Annotated in this window: 18 protein-coding genes and 1 tRNA gene; 11 read left to right on the forward strand and 8 right to left on the reverse strand. The window is 50.5% G+C overall.

Annotation, left to right across the window (positions count from 1 at the left end; translation table 11 throughout):
- Window positions 1-74 precede the first annotated feature (74 nt).
- Entirely contained in the window at window positions 75-803 is a 729-nt protein-coding gene (locus H027_RS0105125) for a general secretion pathway protein GspB (protein ID WP_024871449.1), read from the reverse strand.
- A complete protein-coding gene (locus H027_RS0105130; RefSeq protein WP_024871450.1) occupies window positions 803-2431 on the reverse strand; it encodes an ExeA family protein in 1629 nt (542 codons plus the stop codon). The genes H027_RS0105125 and H027_RS0105130 overlap by 1 nt, the downstream gene beginning before the upstream one ends.
- Window positions 2432-2531: 100 nt before the next feature.
- Here H027_RS0105130 and H027_RS0105135 point away from each other — a divergent pair, with 100 nt between their 5' ends.
- Entirely contained in the window at window positions 2532-3764 is a 1233-nt protein-coding gene (locus tag H027_RS0105135) for a multifunctional CCA addition/repair protein (protein WP_024871451.1), read from the forward strand.
- A 3-nt stretch (window positions 3765-3767) separates the two neighbouring features.
- Here H027_RS0105135 and folK read toward each other — a convergent pair whose 3' ends face one another.
- The gene (folK, locus tag H027_RS0105140; RefSeq protein ID WP_024871452.1) at window positions 3768-4256 is read right to left on the reverse strand and encodes a 2-amino-4-hydroxy-6-hydroxymethyldihydropteridine diphosphokinase; all 489 of its coding nucleotides are present in this window, start codon (window positions 4254-4256) and stop codon (window positions 3768-3770) included.
- Window positions 4256-4606, reverse strand: coding sequence for a dihydroneopterin aldolase (gene folB / locus H027_RS0105145; protein WP_024871453.1), 351 nt, complete (start codon window positions 4604-4606; stop codon window positions 4256-4258). Before folB ends, folK begins: the two co-directional genes overlap by 1 nt.
- 104 nt (window positions 4607-4710) lie before the next feature.
- Here folB and plsY point away from each other — a divergent pair, with 104 nt between their 5' ends.
- Window positions 4711-5322 (forward strand): glycerol-3-phosphate 1-O-acyltransferase PlsY, encoded by a 612-nt coding sequence (plsY, locus tag H027_RS0105150; RefSeq protein WP_024871454.1) that lies wholly within the window; start codon window positions 4711-4713, stop codon window positions 5320-5322.
- Here plsY and tsaD read toward each other — a convergent pair.
- Window positions 5302-6321, reverse strand: coding sequence for a tRNA (adenosine(37)-N6)-threonylcarbamoyltransferase complex transferase subunit TsaD (tsaD, locus tag H027_RS0105155; protein ID WP_024871455.1), 1020 nt, complete (start codon window positions 6319-6321; stop codon window positions 5302-5304). The two genes, plsY and tsaD, sit on opposite strands and share 21 nt — an antisense overlap.
- 185 nt (window positions 6322-6506) lie before the next feature.
- Here tsaD and rpsU point away from each other — a divergent pair, with 185 nt between their 5' ends.
- The 4 genes from rpsU to H027_RS0105180 all read left to right on the forward strand — a co-directional run bounded on the left by rpsU (window position 6507) and on the right by H027_RS0105180 (window position 10827).
- Entirely contained in the window at window positions 6507-6722 is a 216-nt protein-coding gene (gene rpsU / locus H027_RS0105160) for a 30S ribosomal protein S21 (protein WP_015879712.1), read from the forward strand.
- 81 nt (window positions 6723-6803) lie between these two features.
- Window positions 6804-8555: a DNA primase gene (gene dnaG / locus H027_RS0105165; protein WP_024871456.1), complete on the forward strand. Its 1752-nt coding sequence runs from the start codon at window positions 6804-6806 to the stop codon at window positions 8553-8555.
- 192 nt (window positions 8556-8747) lie between these two features.
- Window positions 8748-10658, forward strand: a complete 1911-nt coding sequence (gene rpoD, locus H027_RS0105175) for an RNA polymerase sigma factor RpoD (protein ID WP_272912562.1) — start codon at window positions 8748-8750, stop codon at window positions 10656-10658.
- Window positions 10659-10751: 93 nt separating this feature from the next.
- Window positions 10752-10827, forward strand: a tRNA-Ile gene (locus H027_RS0105180).
- Window positions 10828-10942: 115 nt separating this feature from the next.
- Here H027_RS0105180 and H027_RS0105185 read toward each other — a convergent pair.
- Both H027_RS0105185 and fabV read right to left on the reverse strand, forming a co-directional pair.
- Window positions 10943-11563, reverse strand: a complete 621-nt coding sequence (locus tag H027_RS0105185; protein ID WP_024871458.1) for a hypothetical protein — start codon at window positions 11561-11563, stop codon at window positions 10943-10945.
- Between the two features lie 158 nt (window positions 11564-11721).
- Window positions 11722-12915 carry an enoyl-ACP reductase FabV gene (gene fabV / locus H027_RS0105195; protein ID WP_024871459.1) on the reverse strand — a complete coding sequence of 398 codons (1194 nt, stop codon included), beginning with the start codon at window positions 12913-12915 and terminating at the stop codon, window positions 11722-11724.
- Window positions 12916-13090: 175 nt separating this feature from the next.
- Between fabV and dacB the strand changes: the two genes are divergently transcribed.
- The 3 genes from dacB (at window position 13091) to yfbR (ending at window position 16631) form a co-directional block, all read left to right on the forward strand.
- Window positions 13091-14548 (forward strand): D-alanyl-D-alanine carboxypeptidase/D-alanyl-D-alanine endopeptidase, encoded by a 1458-nt coding sequence (gene dacB, locus H027_RS0105200; RefSeq protein ID WP_051448954.1) that lies wholly within the window; start codon window positions 13091-13093, stop codon window positions 14546-14548.
- A 172-nt stretch (window positions 14549-14720) separates the two neighbouring features.
- On the forward strand, window positions 14721-15935 hold the full coding sequence (locus H027_RS0105205; RefSeq protein ID WP_024871461.1) for a pyridoxal phosphate-dependent aminotransferase: 1215 nt from the start codon (window positions 14721-14723) through the stop codon (window positions 15933-15935).
- 102 nt (window positions 15936-16037) lie between these two features.
- Window positions 16038-16631 carry a 5'-deoxynucleotidase gene (gene yfbR, locus H027_RS0105210; protein ID WP_024871462.1) on the forward strand — a complete coding sequence of 198 codons (594 nt, stop codon included), beginning with the start codon at window positions 16038-16040 and terminating at the stop codon, window positions 16629-16631.
- Between the two features lies 1 nt (window position 16632).
- On the opposite strand, the gene H027_RS0105215 is transcribed toward yfbR, so the two are convergent.
- Entirely contained in the window at window positions 16633-17187 is a 555-nt protein-coding gene (locus tag H027_RS0105215; RefSeq protein WP_024871463.1) for an NAD(P)H nitroreductase, read from the reverse strand.
- Between the two features lie 155 nt (window positions 17188-17342).
- On the opposite strand from H027_RS0105215, the gene sppA reads away from it, so the two are divergent.
- Window positions 17343-19193 carry a signal peptide peptidase SppA gene (gene sppA / locus H027_RS0105220; protein ID WP_024871464.1) on the forward strand — a complete coding sequence of 617 codons (1851 nt, stop codon included), beginning with the start codon at window positions 17343-17345 and terminating at the stop codon, window positions 19191-19193.
- Between the two features lie 38 nt (window positions 19194-19231).
- Window positions 19232-20239 (forward strand): asparaginase, encoded by a 1008-nt coding sequence (ansA, locus tag H027_RS0105225; RefSeq protein ID WP_024871465.1) that lies wholly within the window; start codon window positions 19232-19234, stop codon window positions 20237-20239.
- The last annotated feature ends 27 nt before the right edge of the window (window positions 20240-20266 follow it).

Below are 20266 nucleotides of genomic sequence, written 5' to 3' on the forward strand. Positions count from 1 at the left end.
TTGTCAGCTATGATGGCATAGCTTTATTTATCTTTTAACTCAATCGGTTATAGTGCACTCGCGTGCTTATGCTTTCAATAGCCCTTCCAGTCTGTCAGCGCATTTAAACTAAAACTTTGCGAGCCGACACGAAAAATACTGACTTCAGGTTCAATTTTGAGTAGTACCACGCCTTTAACCACTTCATCGCCCTCATGATAATCATGACCATTGATATTGATGACGCGGTTAGCGGAAATAGTCGAATACACATGTGCACCGTATTTCATCGTGGGTACTTGCTGGCTGATTCTCGGCGGCAGCATGCTCAGTGGTGTCGCATCCGGTGTTTTTGTTTTCACCGTGGCGGCTGTCTCCGTCGTAGCCTGACGTGAGTCGTTAACCGCCTGCATAAAACGTTTTTCCAATGAACTCCGAGAATCGGTTTGCAGTTCCACCACCGGGTCGGGATCTGTGGCCTTATCGTTAAGTGTAGGTGTTGTTTGCGCTGACGTCATGGCCGGATCCGGTGCGATCTCAGGCTCTGGCAGCGGTTCCGTGACAAACTCATAATTTTGAGACAACAGTTTATAGGGCAGTTCTGTCGGGTGGGGAACTTCAATACGACGGATGACCGGCTGATTGTGCAGTTTGTGCCATCCGTAGTTTGTGGCCGCCCCTAGAACAATGCAAAGCGGCAGCCCCAACAACCATGCCAGCACTCGAGCCTTGGAGCCTTGTTCTCCTGATAACTGTTCCGGCATGAAAAAATGGGTCTGTTCGACCCGTTTTGCCTGGCGTGAAGCCGATGTTAGTAGAGACATTAGCTGGCACCTCCGGTGTCATTGGCTGCATCATTGCTGTTGACCGTTTGTTGTGCGGGTATACGACCCGTTAACCGCGGTACGGCTTCTTTACTATGCATCACTAAGCGCAATAATGTCTGCTCACCTGCCACACCGTCGGCCTGTAGCCCTTCCTCTTGCTGGAACTGACGCACTTTTGATTCCAGCTGTGTATCAAATCGTTTTACTTTCGGGCGCACGGGTTGATGCAACGCCTGACTAACGACCGTTTCCAGCCATTGGATATCCCCCATGCCGCTGCGTTTTGATATGAGGGTATTGCCACTATCCGGTAAATGCCAAAGCAGGGTGTAATCCCGCCCCCACACCTTTTTCAGCCAATCAACAGAAACTTGCCAGCGTTCACTTCCCAGCAGGATATCAGCCTGACCATCCGCTATGTGCAGCAGAACCGCATAGAGTTCCTTACCGTCCTCTTCGGTCAGTCGGATCACGGCCGGATAGTTCAACTGCAACAGTTCGTCAAAGGAAGCCTGTGACTGCAGACACCGCAATTTTACGCGTTGAGCACTGTCACAATGAGCCTGATCGATTGCCGTTTCCACCCCCCATACCCGATAGAGCTGCTGCATCGCCTGATCTTCATAGGCGGCGTCACCTGCGGCACGCTCAAAGCGCTTCACTAGCTTGGCATCCGGCGGTAATGCCACAGGGACCATGACTTTTTTCACTGGCGGCTGTGGCAAGATGCCCCATTGCTGCCAGCCAAACCAGCCAGCCACCAGCATGATCAACCCAGCCAGTGCAAATGACAGCACCGACAACGTACTGCCTTCATCCCTTATCCCGGTTGCCTCATAAGCAGCCTGAGCCAGCAACTTATGGTTGATGCGTTCACAGCCAGCCGCATATGCCCCCAATAATGCACGCTCGCAAATCAGGTTAACCACGCGGGGGATACCGCCACTTAAGCGGTGTAATGTTCGGATGGCAGACGGTGTAAACAAAGGTTGCAAACAACCGGCAACCTGCAAACGAAAACGGACATACGCATCCAGATCATTCAGATCCAGCGGTAACAGGTGATAGCGGGCCGTGATCCGTTGCGCTAACTGGCGTAACAGCGGCTGACGCAGTAGCTGCTGCAGCTCTGGCTGACCAATCAAGACGATCTGTAACAGTTTTGCTTCATCGGTTTCGAGATTGGTCAGTAAACGCAATTGTTCTAAGACATCAGGCATCAGATGCTGGGCTTCATCAATAACCAGCAATGTGCGGCGTCCTGCCTGATGATTTTGTATTAAAAACTGATGCAGGGTATCAAACAGCGTTTTCAGACTGGCAGGTTGCGGTGTCGTCAGTTTGAATGCATCGCAGATGGAAGCTAGCAGGTCTTCCGTTGACAAAGCCGGATTCAGAATAAAGGCCAAATCTGTGTTTTCCGGTAATTGCTGGCGCAAACAGCGGGACACGGTGGTTTTTCCAGTCCCAACTTCGCCAGTAAGCAAGACAAATCCGCCCCCATCGCGTAAACCATATAAAAGATGGGTAAGGGCTTCGGTATGGCGTTCACTCATATAGAGATATTTAGGATTCGGCGATATAGAAAACGGTGTATCCGTTAGGCTAAAAAAGGCTTTATACATAATCAGCTGATCCCATGGGTAGTCGTCGCAGAGTAATCCGCAGCACGAATGAAGTCAAAAGCAGGCTATAATCTTGCTGAGAAAATTGAGGATTAAACCAGTGCAAATATATTTGGTAGGCGGCGCCGTACGGGACTCACTATTGGGCTTACCGGTGACCGAGCGGGATTATGTCGTGGTCGGCAGTGAAGCCCAGACGTTATTAGATCAAGGTTTCATTCCTGTCGGACGCGACTTCCCGGTTTTTCTGCATCCCCAGACAAAAGAAGAATACGCCCTCGCTCGCATTGAACGCAAAGAAGGTCGTGGTTATACCGGTTTTGCCTGTTATGCGGCCCCCGATGTGACATTGGAACAAGATCTGTTGCGTCGGGATCTGACTATCAACGCGATCGCCCAAGATCAAGCAGGACAACTGCATGATCCTTATGGCGGTATGCGCGATCTGCAGGATCGCGTATTGCGCCATATCTCCCCGGCGTTCAGCGAAGATCCGTTGCGTGTGTTGCGTGTTGCCCGTTTTGCAGCTCGTTTCCATCATTTAGGTTTTTACATTGCCCCGGAAACGCTGGAGTTGATGCGAAAACTCAGTCGCAGCGGTGAGCTGAATCACCTGACACCGGAACGTGTCTGGAAAGAGTTGGAAAAAGTGCTCTCAGGGCGTAATCCACAGATCTTTTTTGAGGTGCTCCACGATTGCGAAGCTCTGCCAATACTGTTACCGGAAGTGGAAGCCTTGTTCGGGGTTCCCGCGCGTCCGGATTGGCATCCGGAAGTCGATACCGGTGTGCATGTGATGATGGCATTGCATGAAGCCAGTCAGCGCAGTGAACAACTGGCTGTACGTTTTGCCACGCTCTGTCATGACTTGGGTAAAGCACAAACGCCAGCACATATCCTGCCCAGCCATCACGGACATGGGGATCGTGGATTGCCCTTGATTCAGTCATTGTGTAAGCGATTGAAAGTACCTAATGAGTGTCGCGATCTGGCCTTACTGGTGAGTGAATTGCATTCTCTGGTGCACACGGCATTACAGTTGCGTCCGGCCACTCTGTTAAGACTGTTTGATCGACTGGACGTCTGGCGCAAACCGGAACGATTATCCCAACTGCTGCTGTGCTGTCAGGCCGATTTTTATGGCCGTCTCGGATTTGCAGAACGAGAATATCCGGAACCCGAATATGTACAGCAAGCCTATGATGCGGCAGCAGCCGTCGCCGTCAGACCCATTCTGGAAGCCGGTTATACAGGGGAAGCAATACGGCTGCAGTTAAGCCGCCGCCGTATCTTTGCCATTCGAGAAATCCACTGTCGCTGGAATGATAAATAGACCCTACACCCAGTCGAAGGCCACCGCACGCAATGGCTGACGACTGGCGTCATATTCAGACCAGAGTTCCCCAAGGGTCATGTTAGCCAAGGGGTGCCGCCACTCCGGAGCTAGCTCCGCAAAGGGCCGCAAAACAAACGCATTCAGCAGAATTTCACTGCGCGGTAATTCGACTGGCGCACTCATCACTTCTTCGCCATAAGCCAACAGATCCAGATCCAAGGTACGGCCTGAAAACTTCCGGGCATTCGCTGGTCGCCCATGGGCAAACTCAATGGCCCGCAGCTGTGCCGCTACTTCAGCGACACTCACCGTGGTTTCGGCTGCAATCACCAGATTGTAAAAGGGAGCGCCATCAAACCCGACCGCATCACTTTCATATACCGTTGAACAACGGCAATCCGCAAAGACCTGTTGCAATGCCTGCCAACCCGCCCGCAGATAACGCTCCCGTTCGATGTTAGAACCAACACCGATATAAATACGGGCCATTATGCCTCCCGCACAATCTCAACCCCGACACCACGGGCATTCACGACCGCACCCGGTTTCGTCACCCGCACCCGTACCCGCAACACAGGAAATTCACTCAGCAACAACTGCGCAGTCTGTTCCGCCACCGCCTCGACCAACCCGATAGGACGAGTGCTGATCATATCCGTGACCCGCTTTGATACAGCGGCATAATCCAACGCCAGCGACATGTCATCCTGCTCACCCGCCGCCTGCGTATCAAAATCCATTTCCAGATCCACCACCAATTTCTGGGTGATCTGCTTTTCCCACTCATACACGCCAATCGTACAGTAGACTTCAAGATGATCGATAAAGACTTTATCCATGTTTTATCCTAATTCTGCTAATCTGGAACGTGGGTATCGGGGATGGATCATACTCCAGCCAGCGCCGATAGAAAAATAGTGCCGCGAACAACGTCAGGAGACTTATGCTCGCACTCACTTTTGCCATGACAGGCATGGCTTATCTACTGGGATCTATCAGTAATGCGGTCTTGATCAGCCGTTTTTGTCATCTACCCGATCCTCGCGAATATGGTTCCCATAACCCCGGTGCCACCAACGTGCTGCGTTCTGGCAACCGATTCGCCGCCTTCATCGTGTTTTTACTGGATATGCTGAAAGGCACCGTTCCGGTTTATCTCGCCTGGTATTTAGGCATCTCGCCGCTTTATCTTGGCTTCATCGGTATTGCCGCCTGTCTGGGGCATATGTACCCGCTTTACTTCCATTTCCGCGGCGGTAAGGGAGTTGCTACCGCGCTCGGTGCTTTGATGCCTTTAGGGTTGGATATGGGCAGTTTCATGATTATCACCTGGCTGATCGTGCTGCTGTTCAGTGGCTACTCATCACTCGCCGCCATCAGTGCCGCATTACTGGCGCCTGTTTATACCTATTGCCTGAAACCCGAATACACCCTGCCCGTGGCCATGCTGTGCTGTCTGATCATTTTGCGTCATCACGAAAACATCAGTCGGCTGCTGCAAGGCCTCGAGCCCAAGGTTTGGTCGCGCCACCCGCTAAAGCGTCACCGCCGCTAACGTCTCCAGATTCCAGCGTGGCTGTACCACAATCTCCAACCCGGTAGTATGGCCCGCCTTCAAACGTTGCATACCCGCAAACGCAATCATTGCCCCATTGTCTGTACAAAACTCCGGACGTGGATAGAAGACTTCGCCTCCCAATTTGTGCATCAGCTCTGCCAACTGACTGCGTAACTGTTGGTTAGCGCTCACACCGCCCGCAATCACCAGACGCTTGAGCCCCGTCTCCTGCAACGCCCGTTTGCATTTGATGGCCAAGGTATCCACAACCGCTGACTGAAAAGCATGGGCAATATCAGCACGAGTCTGATCATCTGATCCCTGACTATGGATCGTGTTCGCCGCAAAGGTTTTCAGGCCGGAAAAACTGAAATCCAAGCCAGGACGATCCGTCATCGGACGCGGAAACACGAATCGACCAGCCACACCCTGTTCCGCCAGCCGGGATAACGCAGCGCCGCCCGGATAATCCAATCCCAGCAATTTGGCAGTCTTGTCAAAGGCTTCCCCTGCCGCATCATCAATCGATTCGCCGAGGATCTGATACTGGCCGATACCATCCACCCGCACCAACAACGTGTGTCCGCCGGAAACTAACAGCGCAATAAAAGGAAATTCCGGTACTCGATCTTCCAGCATCGGCGCCAGCAGATGACCTTCCATATGATGCACCGGAATGGCTGGCTTATTCCAGGCCATGGCCAGTGAGCGAGCAATGGTCGCGCCAACCAGCAACGCACCGACCAGGCCCGGCCCGGCGGTATAGGCGATCCCATCCAGATCCTCGGATCGACAACCTGCCTGCTGCATGGCAGCCTCGATCAAGGGTAATGTCTTGCGGATATGATCCCGGCTGGCCAGTTCCGGCACAACACCGCCATAATCGGCATGCAATTTAATCTGGCTATATAATTGATGAGCGAGGATCCCTTGTTGATCGTCAAAGATCGCGATCCCGGTTTCATCACACGATGTTTCGATACCTAATACCCGCATTTTTCGGTTACTCCGGTAAAATTTCGACCGATTAATGGGGCGCTATGGTACATTTCAGCGGTTTTTTACTCCAGCTTGTTCTGATCGGGGTTTACAGACCCCCATCCATAGGATTAAAATTCGGCACCATTTTTAGTAAGGCTGACTTTCAGCCAGAAAAACATTCACACCGAGGTGAAAGGCACATGCCAGTTATTAAAGTCCGTGAAAACGAGCCATTCGACGTAGCTCTGCGTCGCTTCAAACGTTCCTGCGAAAAAGCAGGTGTTCTGTCAGACGTTCGCAGCCGCGAATTCTACGAAAAGCCAACTACTATTCGTAAGCGTGCTAAAGCATCTGCTGTTAAACGTCACATGAAGAAACTGGCTCGCGAAAACGCACGTCGTAACCGTCTGTACTAATTTTACAGACCGTTAAGTTTTCTCGATAAGCCGCGCACTCTGCTGATTGCGCGGCTTGTTTTATTGGCAGACGGAATTCAGATGGCAGGCAAAATCCCGCAATCCTTCATTGATGATCTGCTGAATCGCACCGACATTGTCGAGCTGATCGATAGTCGCGTTCATCTGAAAAAAGCCGGTAAAAACTATCAGGCTTGTTGCCCGTTCCATAACGAAAAATCCCCTTCTTTTTCTGTCAGTCCGGAAAAACAGTTTTATCACTGCTTTGGCTGTGGTGCGCACGGCAATGCGATTGGCTTTTTAATGGAATACGACGGGTTAAACTTTCCTGATGCAATTGGTGAATTAGCCAATTTGCATGGTTTAACCGTACCGAACGATCAGCCATTGCACAGCCAAGGCCCTGCGCCTTCCGCCGACCATTATCAATTGATGGAATGGGCTGCTCGTTATTTCCAAAACCAGTTAAAAAACGCACCGCAAGCGATCGAATATTTGAAAGGTCGCGGGCTGACTGGCGAGATCGTGAAACAGTTTGCGATTGGTTATGCCCCCGGTGGCTGGGATGGTTTGCGTCAGACACTGGTCCGTTCCGCCGCAACCGAAACCCAATTGATTGAACTCGGCATGTTGATTGGTCGTGATGGTGGCGGTAGTTATGATCGCTTCCGTGATCGGATCATGTTTCCGATCCGCGATCGCCGTGGTCGGGTGATCGGTTTTGGTGGCCGGGTGTTAGGCGATGGGACTCCCAAATACCTCAACTCGCCGGAAACGCCGATCTTCCACAAAGGCAAAGAACTGTTTGGTTTGTATCAGGTTAAAGAGCGTCACCGTTCTCCGACCCGGATCCTGATCGTCGAAGGCTATATGGATGTCGTTGCGCTGGCACAGTTTGGCGTGGATTACGCAGTGGCGTCGCTGGGAACTTCCACTACCGCCGATCATATGCATTTGCTGTTTCGTACCACGTCGGAAGTCGTCTGTTGCTATGACGGTGATAACGCCGGTCGTGAGGCCGCATGGCGAGCGCTGGAAAATGCCCTGCCAAGCCTGCAAGACGGCAAAAACCTGCGGTTTGTCTTTTTACCGACAGAACACGATCCGGATAGTTTCATCCGTGAATATGGCCGGGAAACCTTTGAACATCAGCTGGATAACGCACAGTCATATGCCGATTTCCTGTTTGAACGCCTGACGCGAGATCTGAATTTAAGTGGTGAAGCCGGACAAAATGAACTGGCTAACAAAGCGATAGCCCTGATCCGACGGGTGCCGGAAGGCTTTAACCGTGAAAGTCTGCTGACAAAGCTGTCGGCGCAGTTGCGCTGGGGCGAAAATGAAAAACGTCTGCGTGATATTTTCCGCCGTCAGGAACTGGAAGCGCAGCAACCGACGCAAGCGACACCTAAAACTGCAGGCAAAATAAAACTGACTTTGATCCGGCGCGCCATTGCCCTCGTCGTGCAGCATCCGCAGCAAGCCGCATTACTGCCTTCCCTGCCGGATGTGCTAAGATCATTAAATGAACCAGGCATTGACGTGTTGTTATCGCTGTTAACGCAATTGCATAACAACCCCATGTCGACCGGTCAGTTATTAGAACACTGGCGTAACACCCGAGAAGGTCGCGCGCTGGCGCAACTGGCCATGCTGGAAGAGGTCGCCGTGGGCGACAATATTCAGCAAGAGCTGGAAGATATCTGTGATCGTCTGCTGGATCTTTATTTACAGCAACGATTAGATAATCTGCTTAATCAGCATCAACTGAATCTTGACGAAAAACAGGAACTTCAGTTTTTACTGACGGAGTACAAACGTTCCACGAAATAAATAGCAGCCGGCTTGAATTTCATGCTTGGCGGCACTATATGATTAACACAGCCCGGTTTTCGGGATTATAGCTACTTGAATGTTGCAACACAGCACTGAACAAACCGTTTACCCTGTTATGAAATATAACGGGGCGGATTTTTACTTTGTCGTTAACGTGCAAAACGGCCGTCGTTTCATTATAATCGGCGGATTTTACGCCACCGGGCAAGTTCATCTGCCCTAGTAAGTACCAACCGGATGAGTTCTATGGAGCAAACCCCTCAGTCGCAACTAAAACTCCTCGTTGCCAAAGGTAAAGAGCAGGGCTATCTGACATATGCTGAAGTTAACGATCATCTGCCACAGGATATCGTCGACTCGGATCAGATAGAAGACATTATTCAGATGATCAATGACATGGGGATCCAGGTCGTTGAAAGCGTACCTGATGCCGATGATCTGTTGCTGACCGAAAGCAGTGCCGCTGATGAAGATGCAGCCGAAGCTGCCGCACAGGTGCTCGCGTCTGTTGAATCTGAAATTGGCCGTACTACTGACCCGGTTCGCATGTATATGCGCGAGATGGGTACAGTAGAACTGTTGACCCGTGAAGGCGAAATCGACATCGCCAAACGCATTGAAGACGGTATTAACCAGGTACAAAGCTCCGTTGCGGAATATCCGGAAGCGATCACTTATCTGCTGGATCAGTTTGATCGTTTTGAAGCTGGCCATATTCGCCTTGGCGACATTATCTCTGGCTTCGTCAGTGAAGATGACGATTTGCCACCGACTGCAACTAACATTGGCTCAGGTCTGGACGAAGAAGATCTGACTGATGATGACAGCAGTGATGACGATGACGAAGATGAAGACGGCGACAGCAGCGATGATGCGGATGAAGATACTGGTCCGGATCCGGAAGTGGCCCGTGAAAAATTTGCCGCATTGCGTGTGCAATATGAGAAAACACGTGATGCCATCAAAGACAGTGGTCGTGAAAGCGAGCTAGCTAAAGTTCAGATCTTTGAATTAGCTAACGTATTCAAAGAATTCCGTCTGGTGCCGAAGCAGTTTGACCGTCTGGTTAACAGCATGCGCGACATGATGGAACGTGTACGCGTTCAGGAACGTCTGATCATGCGTTACTGCGTTGAATACGCCAAAATGCCGAAGAAAAACTTCGTTGCCGCATTCACTAACAATGAATCCAGCAATGGTTGGTTCGAATTTGCAAAAGGCAGTGGCAAGCCTTGGTCTGCCGCGCTGGAAAGTATGGATGAAGACGTACAGCGTTCTATCCAGAAATTACAGCAAGTTGAACAGGAAACCGGTCTGTCGATTGCCCAGATCAAAGACATCAACCGTCGTATGAGCATCGGTGAAGCGAAAGCCCGCCGTGCGAAAAAAGAGATGGTTGAAGCTAACTTGCGTTTGGTTATCTCCATCGCGAAGAAATACACCAACCGTGGTTTACAATTCCTTGATTTGATTCAGGAAGGTAACATCGGTCTGATGAAAGCGGTAGATAAGTTCGAATATCGCCGTGGCTACAAGTTCTCAACTTATGCCACTTGGTGGATCCGACAAGCCATCACCCGCTCTATTGCCGACCAAGCACGCACGATCCGTATTCCGGTTCACATGATCGAAACGATCAACAAACTGAACCGTATCTCTCGCCAGATGCTGCAGGAAATGGGTCGCGAGCCTAGCCCTGAAGAGCTGGCAGAACGGATGGGCATGCCGGAAGACAAGATCCGTAAAGTGCTGAAGATCGCCAAAGAGCCTATCTCCATGGAAACACCGATTGGTGATGATGAAGATTCGCACTTAGGTGATTTTATTGAAGACACCACACTGGCTCTGCCAGCGGATGCAGCAACTTCAGAAAGTTTGAAAGCGGCAACCCGTGATGTCCTCTCCGGCCTGACCGCGCGTGAAGCGAAGGTTCTGCGTATGCGTTTTGGTATCGACATGAACACTGACCACACTCTGGAAGAGGTGGGTAAACAGTTCGACGTTACCCGTGAGCGTATTCGTCAGATCGAAGCCAAAGCGTTGCGTAAACTGCGTCACCCTAGTCGTTCTGAAGTGCTCCGCAGCTTCCTCGACGAGTAGTCTATTCAAATCACAGGTTGACGCTTTTGTGAGCGTCTAACCTGTTGAAATATAGACACCCGATAGCGCTATCCGTATAATACGCACCAATTCGGCCCCTTAGCTCAGTGGTTAGAGCAGGCGACTCATAATCGCTTGGTCCCCCGTTCAAACCGGGGAGGGGCCACCAAATAAAAGAAGGACTTACAGCAGATTGTTGTAAGTCCTTTTTTGTTGGACAAATGCAGACCAGAACAGGTCTGTCTCGGTTTTATGGCAATATTGCTTTATCTCTCACGATAAAATTAATTTTTGCGGCTCAAGTGCCATTGATTGCCTTTTCGCTTCAGGCGAACAGCTTTGCCACCGATCAGCAGGAAAATGCTATTGGCATGCGCAGGCACATCGAATAGTCGCGGACCATGTTCGGGAGAGAACCAGACCAAACCCGGCTCATTCGTGAATTGGTCATCTACCTCGTAATACCCGATAAACTTTCTGGAACGCAGGCAGTTAATCGACGTACAAGTCGCGGCAGAGGACGACTGAACTGGGGCACCAACAACAATCGCCGGGTTAATGGATACCACTGTAAAATGATACGGAAATTCACGGCGGCAATGATCTATTTTGCTGAACGGCCAAGCTTGAATGGCTTTTGTTCTGGCGAGCGTATCGTCAAGCTGTGCCACCAAATCCGTCTTGGAAATGTGAGTGTCAGAATGAGTTTCCGACGTGTTCTGACATTCACATTGATATTTCGATGCACACGCGTTCTGCAGATTTGCAGAAGGCTTGGCATTATGTGCCGCACTCTGGTTCTGGCCCGATTCAAAACGACTACAGCCACTGAGTAACAAACCGCCGAGTAATATAGATAGAATAACCCGACCATAAATGAAATGTTTAATCCACACTGTGTTCATCAAAATCTACATCAAAACAGAAAAGAGCACGCATCATAAAACAGATTGGTCGCATCTCATAACCAACGGTGAAATCAACCGCGCGGTGAGCGAATTTTTCGTCAGCTACAAACAACAACGCCCCATCACTGGGGCGTTAGCATTTTAATGCGGAGCTGTTATAACGAAATCACATCAAAATTGACGTCCGGATTAACATCCGCATCGTAATCGACACCATCCCAACCAAAACCGAACAGCTTCAGGAATTCATCTTTATAACCCTGGTAGTCGGTCAGTTGTGACAGGTTTTCAGTGGTCACTTGTGGCCACAAATCACGGCAAGCCTGTTGGACTGATTCACGCAATTCCCAGTCATCCATACGGATACGCTGTGCATCATCAGTGACAAATTCGCCATCAAACAGACGGGTATAGAACAGACGCTGGATCTGCTCGATACAGCCTTCGTGAATGCCCTGCTCTTTCATCAGTTTGAAAGACATAGCAATATACAATGGCATCACCGGGATCGCCGCAGAAGCCTGCGTAACAACGGATTTCAATACCGCCACATTCGCGGTGCCATGTTTACTATTCAGCTGTGCGCGAATAGCGGCACCTGCACGGTCCAGATCTTCCTTCGCGCGACCCAACGTACCATGCCAGTAGATTGGCCAGGTAATATCGGTGCCGATATAACTGTAAGCGACGGTTTTCACGCCATCAGCCAGTACGCCCGCTTGATCCAGCGCGTTCAGCCACAGCTCCCAATCTTCACCGCCCATCACTTTGATGGTGTTGGCGATTTCTTCATCATTCGCTGGCTCAACCTGCGCTTCGATGATTTCATCTTTATTGGTATCAACTGCCGTTGCCTTATACACTTCGCCGATTGGTTTCAGTGCAGAGCGAACCAGTTCACCGGTAGTCGGCAGTTTACGCACTGGCGATGCCAGAGAATAAACCACCATATCAACCTGACCTAGGTCAGCTTTGATCAGTTCAATGGCCTTGGCACGGCATTCATCAGAAAATGCATCGCCGTTGATACTCTTAGAGTAGAGACCCGCTTCCTTTGCTGCCTTATCAAATGCAGCAGAGTTATACCAACCGGCACTGCCTGGTTTCTTTTCGGTTCCGGCTTTTTCCAGAAACACACCTATCGTCGCTGCGCCTGAACCAAAGGCAGCAGTAATACGGGATGCCAGACCATAACCGGTAGAAGCGCCAATCACCAGAACCCGTTTCGGGCCATTCGCCAGCGGGCCTTTGCTTTTGACATAAGCAATCTGTTGACGGACATTGGCTTCACAGCCAGCAGGATGGGTGGTGGTACAGATAAAGCCACGGACTTTCGGCGCAATAATCATTGGTTGTTCTCACCAGGTTAAGGGTTTTATGCATAAAATCGCGGTATAAGATACATGATCTTACCGCGTTTGTGTTGTGAATGTTGCACCAACACGATAGGGCTCTATAATCGGCCAGCACAAATCCTGTTTCAGCGGCGTTTTGCACCCTCCACGCCCTCTTTGAGATTGTTTTATGATGTCACAATATATGCGCTCTGCACTTCTGTTCGTTTTTACTTTATTGACGCTGTGCAGTGCCGAGGCAGCAATATCAGTCCCGGAAGGAAGCCGGATCGCACTCGCCTTTAATGAACCCGGTTCCAACGCAATCGCCTCTTATCATGGCGATACCTTCATGACACCAGCTTCAACCCAGAAATTATTGACAGCATTAGCCGCCACTCTCTATTTCGGGCCTGAATGGCAATTTAAAACCCGAATGCTGGCACCACAAGGGGCCATCCAAAATGGTGTGTTAAACGGTGATTTAGTGCTGCAATTTGATGGGGCCCCCGATTTAACCCGTGAAGCACTGGTTAATTTACTCGCCTATCTGAAACAACAGAAAGTGACCCAGATCCGTGGCGACATCCTGCTGGATGTCAGTGGCTATGGTGGTTACGACCATGGTGATGGCTGGTCATGGAACGATTTACCTGTGTGCTTCACCGCACCGGCTTCTGCCGTGATCATTGATCGTAACTGTGTTTATGCACAACTAAAAGCCGATCAACTGGGGGCTATCGCACAACCGATCATTCCGGCCGGACAGCCCATTACCATCACCAGCGAAGCACGTATCGTGACTCAGCAAGAGTATTATTTCGGCTGCGATTTGCGGGTAGATATGAATTCAGACAATAACTACCACCTGACCGGCTGTATTCCTCAACAAACCGGATCGCCCTGGCCTTTGAGTTTTGCGATCACCGATCCGACGGCTTGGGGGGTTGAACTGGTTGGCTGGGCCGCGAAACATGCCGGGCTCACGATCAGCGGACAGATCAAGGCCGTACGTCATATTCCCGATAATATGGTCGAACTGGCACATATTCCTTCCGCACCGCTGAAAAAACTCTTGGATAGAATGCTGAAGCATTCTGATAACCTGATTGCAGATAGCTTGTCGCGGGCGTTAGGTCATTATTATCTGCATCGGGCAGCCAGTTATGCCGCCGGAGCTGATGCGGTACGGAATATACTGAAAACCAAAGCCGGCATCGATTTGGGATCTGCTCTATTAGCCGATGGTTCCGGCCTTTCCGCACACAACCTGATCACCGCAAAACAAATGCTGGAAGTGCTGGATTACATGGCGCTGCATGACAACGAATTGCACATCATTGGACTCTTACCGGTTGCCGGTGTCAGCGGTACCTTGGGTTCACGGGGTAGTGTGCAGAATCCGCCACTCGTCAAAAATGTCACCGCCAAAACCGGTACCTTACAAAACGTTTCCAATCTGGCTGGATTTATCACTACCGCATCGGGTAAACGTAAGGCGTTCGTGCTGATGGCAAATGGCCTGACTTTCCCGCCGCGTATTCGTCAGGAATTAAAAGCGCACCGGATTGCATCTCCTCATTATAAGTTCGAGCGACAGATTTTAGAACAGATTTATCATGAAACACCGATACAAATAACTGAATAGAGATTTATTATCAGAATAAAAAACTATTGACTCTGGCCTTGTGGCTTAGTCATCAGTAGAAAAAACCGACAAATGCCATTGTTTTAGAGTCGCAGATGGAGAACAATAGGCGTCCAGGGAGCCAGCCCGCCTGTCGGTTCTCCCGCAAGTATTGCAGAGGCACGTTGTAGTCATGTCATTTATTGAGAAATCCCATAAGCTGGACAACGTCTGTTATGACATTCGTGGTCCGGTCCATAAAGAAGCACGTCGTCTGGAAGACGAAGGCCATCGCATTCTGAAACTGAATATTGGTAACCCCGCCCCTTTTGGTTTTGATGCCCCGGAAGAGGTGATCAAAGACGTTATCGTCAATATGCACCAGGGTCAGGGATACTGTGATTCCAAAGGGTTGTTTGCCCCGCGTAAAGCGATTGCCCAGTATTATCAGCAGAAAGGGCTGCGCAAAGCCGATGTCGATGATATCTATATCGGCAACGGTGCCAGTGAACTGATTGTGATGTCGATGCAGGCACTGCTGAACAACGGCGATGAACTGCTGGTTCCTGCGCCGGATTATCCGCTGTGGACTGCGGCTGTTACCCTGTCCGGAGGCCGCCCGGTACATTATATCTGCGACGAACAAGCGGATTGGTACCCAGATCTGGATGATATCAAATCCAAAATCACCCCTCGCACCCGCGGTATTGTGCTGATCAACCCGAATAATCCGACAGGCGCGGTGTACAGCACCGAGTTCCTGCTGGAAGTGATCGAAATTGCCCGCCAGAACAAACTGATCATTTTTGCTGATGAAATTTACGACAAGATCATTTACGACGATATTGCCCATCACAGCATCTGTACGTTGTGTGATGACGTGCTGGTCGTCACCTTCAATGGTCTATCCAAAGCCTATCGTGCCTGTGGCTTCCGCCAAGGCTGGATGATGGTCAGCGGCCCGAAACAGAATGCCCGCGGTTATATTGAGGGGCTGGAAATGCTGGCCTCGATGCGTCTGTGTGCCAACGTGCCGATGCAGTTTGCCATTCAGACTGCGCTCGGCGGTTATCAGAGTATCAACGAACTGATTTTACCCGGTGGTCGTCTGCGCAAACAGCGCGATCTGGCGTGGGAACTGCTTAACAACATCCCGGGCGTTTCTTGTGTGAAACCGAAAGGCTCGTTGTATATGTTCCCAAAACTCGATCCGAAGGTTTACCCGATCAAAGATGACCAGAAAATGGTGTTTGATCTGCTGCAACAGGAAAAAATGCTGATCGTGCAGGGAACCGGTTTTAACTGGCCGGCACCGGATCACTTCCGCATTGTGTTCCTGCCCGCAGAAGAACAGCTGCAGGATGCCATGACACGTCTGGCCCGGTTCCTGAAAACCTATAAACAGTGATCGGATGAAATGGCGACTTGAAAGTCGCCATTTTTTTGTTATCAATATTAGTAATATCTCTCTCAGCTTTGTGGGTCGGCCATGTCAGCCAATGAATCAACCATCCTCTCCAGCCATTTTTTCGCGCAGTTATCCCGCATGAAACTGATTTATCGCTGGCCTCTGATGCGCAATATCCAAAAAGAGAATATCAGCGAACACAGCTTGCAGGTGGCCATGGTGGCGCATGCTCTGGCACTGATCAGCAATCGGAAATTCGACACCCAACTTGATGCTGCCCATATTGCACTGATGGCCATGTTCCACGATGCCACTGAAATCATCACCGGTGATTTGCCAACCCCCGTTAAGTATCAAAATAATGCCATTGCGACGGAATATAAAAAGATCGAAAAACTGGCAGAAAAACAGTTGTTATCGCTGTTGCCGGATGAATTTATTGAAGATTATCGGGCATTACTTGATTCTGAATATCAGGATGAGCAGGCCGCCAAGGTGGTCAAAGCGGCCGACACGCTCTGCGCTTATATCAAATGTCTTGAAGAGATCGCTGCAGGGAACAAGGAATTTGTACTAGCCAAACGTCGGCTGGAAATCATGTTGGAACAACGCATGACGCCCGCCGTGCAATATTTCATCGATGTGTTTATCCCCAGTTTTTCACTGACACTGGATGAAATGAGTACTTCACCATAACTCAGACCCAGCGAACAAACTCCGCGCTGTTGACAAAAGATGGCTCTCGCAACGTCGTTGCTGGCGTGCCCAGATAAAGAAAGCCGACGATCTGGTCCTGTTCTGCCAACCCCAGTAATTCATGCAGCTTGCGGGAATACATCAAAGGCCCGGAACGCCAGATACCACCAAAACCTTGGGCTTGCGCCGCCATTTGCATGGCCATCACCGCACAGCCGGCCGCCAGATGCTGTTCAAAATCAGGCACTTTATTATGCGGTGTCACTTTAGCGACGACCGTAATGACCAATGGTGCCCGCAGCGGCATTTGGGTGGCGCGTTCTACCACATCCTCACCCGCACCATCGGCCCGAGCACTGTCCGCCAATAGCGTCCCCAACCGATTGAGCCCACTCCCTTCGGCCAGTAAAAACCGAAAAGGTTGTAAGTGACCATGATCCGGTGCCCGCAACCCTGCCTGTAAAATATGTTCCAGCACTTCACCACTCGGTGCTGGCATTTGCAGTAAACCGCACGATGCGCGATTCAATAACAGAGATAATCCGGCTTGATTCATGCTGTTCCTCATTATTGATTACCATTATCCTTACCAACATATCACAGGATCTACGAAGATAACTGCATCACAGATCGCTCTCATAGCGAGAGGCGTAGTAATCTATGCCAACTATTTAGATAATGTCGTTATTAAACTCTTGCGGGAATTATTCAATGCGTTTTCTTTTCCGAAGTATTAAATGGTTTTTCCGTTCCATGTGGCGGGCAGTCAATTTTACCCGGCTGCTACTGCTGAATCTGATCTTTGTCGCGATTGTATTAAGTATCCTGATCGGCCTGCGGCAGGAAAAACCGGATGTCACCATTCATGATGGAGCATTAGTCCTTGATCTGGCTGGTAAATTGGTTGAACAGAGCACAACACCGAATCCAGCCGATCAGTTGATGCAAAAATGGTTATCCGACAGTGATAAGCCCCGTGAAATTGCCGTCGGCGATGTGGTGTATGCCATTCAGAAAGCGAAAACAGATCCCCACGTAAAAGGGATTGTCTTAAAGACGGCTGATTTAGAGTCCACCAGCATCGGTAAACTGTTGAGCATTGCACACGCACTGGACGATTTCAGACAGAGCAAAAAACCGGTGGTCGCCGTCGGTAATTTTTATCAGCAACATCAGTATCTGCTCGCCGCGCATGCCGATACTATTTTGCTGAACCCCGCCGGGGCCGTCACCATTCAGGGCTTAGGCCTATATAACCTCTACTTCAAATCTGCATTGGATAAGTTCAATCTGACCCCACATGTATTTCGTGTCGGCACCTATAAGTCGTTTGTGGAACCCTACATCCGCGACGATATGTCGCCTGAGGCTCGGGAAGCAAACCAGCGTTGGTTAGGTAGCGTCTGGCAGCAATATGTCACCGATGTCAGCACCGCCCGACACATTCCCGCCGATGCCATCGCCCCTACCAAAGAACAGGTGTTAAGCCGTTTGGCAAAAGCAGAAGGCAATGCAGCCCAGTATGCTCTGGATCAAGGGCTGGTGGATCAACTGGCCACCCATGATGAAATGGTGGACACCATCCGCGATTTTGCCGGCAGCGATAAACATGATTTTCGGCGCATTGATATGGATGACTATTTACAGTCACTCCCTCCCCGCTATCAAAACACCGCAGGAAAACCACAAATTGGTCTTTTGATCGCCGCCGGAACCATTGTTGACAGCAGCAAACAGGCGAACAATATCAATGGTGAGGAACTGGCCAAACAGATCCGCGGAGCCATGTACAACGATAAGATCAAGGCTCTGGTACTGCGTATCGACAGCCCTGGCGGCAGTGCCTTTGCCGCAGAACAGATCCGGACCGCCCTTCTCGCCTTCAAGGCAACAGGAAAACCGCTAGTTGTTTCGATGGGGAGTGTCGCCGCATCCGGTGGCTACTGGATCGCCGCCGATGCCGATAAGATCTATGCCGAACCCGCCACCATCACCGGTTCTATCGGGGTGTTCGGTATGTTCTTAACCGCCGATAAAGCCTTAAACGCATTGGGTGTGCACACCGATGGCTTAGGAACCACTGATTTCACCGGGATCAGCCCAACCCAACCCCTGCCGGAGCACATCAAGCAAATCGTACAGATGAACGTGGAAAATACCTATCAACGTTTCCTGGATCTGGTTGCTGAAGGTCGCGGAATGACACCTGAACAGGTCGATAGTATTGCTCAGGGTCGGGTATGGGTTGGCACGGATGCGAAAAAATTAGGGCTGGTCGATGAACTGGGTGGTTTGGATCAGGCCTTTGCAGCCGCTGGAAAGCTCGCGAAATTGACCGATTATCAGATCACGCCAATTGAACCTGAGCTATCCACTACCGATAAATTACTACGTGAACTGTTTGATCAGAGTGCGGAATATCTGCCGTCCACCTTCACCCACTCCGCATTGGGGCAACTCGCCTTGCAATGGTGGTCGCTGAGTAATAAGGCCTTGGCGCCGTTAAACGCATTACAAGATCCACAGGGAATTTACAGTTATTGTCCGGTTTGTCAGCAGTAGAGAGGCATTGCCTCTCTGTTTTACGCAAGGTTATTTCAATGAAAAAACGTATTTATATTGCTTATACCGGTGGCACGATCGGTATGCAACGCTCCAGTAACGGCTACATCCCCCAGGCTGGCTTCATGGAGAACTGTCTGGCAGACATGCCTGAATTCCATCGTCCAGAGATGCCGGATTATGTCATTCATGAATACAGCCCGCTGATTGACTCTTCAGATATGACTCCCGCAGACTGGCAACGTATTGCGGAGGATATCCGGGATCATTACGACGATTTTGATGGTTTTGTCGTCCTACACGGGACTGACACCATGTCCTATACCGCCTCGGCCCTCTCCTTCATGCTGGAAGATCTGAATAAACCCGTGATCATCACTGGCTCCCAGATCCCGCTGGCGGAACTCCGTTCCGACGGACAGCAAAATCTGCTGAACGCGCTCTATATTGCGGCCAATTATCCGGTGCATGAGGTCACGCTTTATTTCAACAACCAGCTATTCCGTGGTAATCGCAGCACCAAGGTACATGCCGATGGTTTTCATGCTTTCGATTCGCCCGATTTCTCTCCGTTGCTGGATGTGGGGATCCACATTGAATGGAACGCTGGGAAACCGGCCGAAACTACGAATAAACCGCTGAAAATGCACTCGATTCAACCGCAGCCCATCGGCGTCGTTACGTTATATCCGGGGATTTCAGTCGATGTTATTGCCAATATCCTGCAACAGCCGGTTAAGGCTTTAATTCTGCTGACCTACGGCGTCGGCAATGCGCCGCAGAATTCAGCCATGCTGCAACTGCTGCGCGAGGCCTCTGCGCGTGGGGTGATCATCGTGAATCTGAGTCAGTGTCTGCGTGGTAAAGTCAATATGGGTGGGTATGCCACCGGTAACGCACTAGCCGATGCCGGGGTGTTGTCCGGTTACGATATGACGACCGAAGCTGCATTGGCCAAATTGCATTTTCTGCTCAGTCAGAATTTGTCACCGGAACAAATCCGGACACTGATGCAGCAAGACCTTCGGGGAGAGCTATCACACTAAACTCGGCGAATTCATCCGAGACCCCCC

Source organism: Tolumonas lignilytica (genome assembly GCF_000527035.1).
Lineage (GTDB): Bacteria > Pseudomonadota > Gammaproteobacteria > Enterobacterales > Aeromonadaceae > Tolumonas > Tolumonas lignilytica.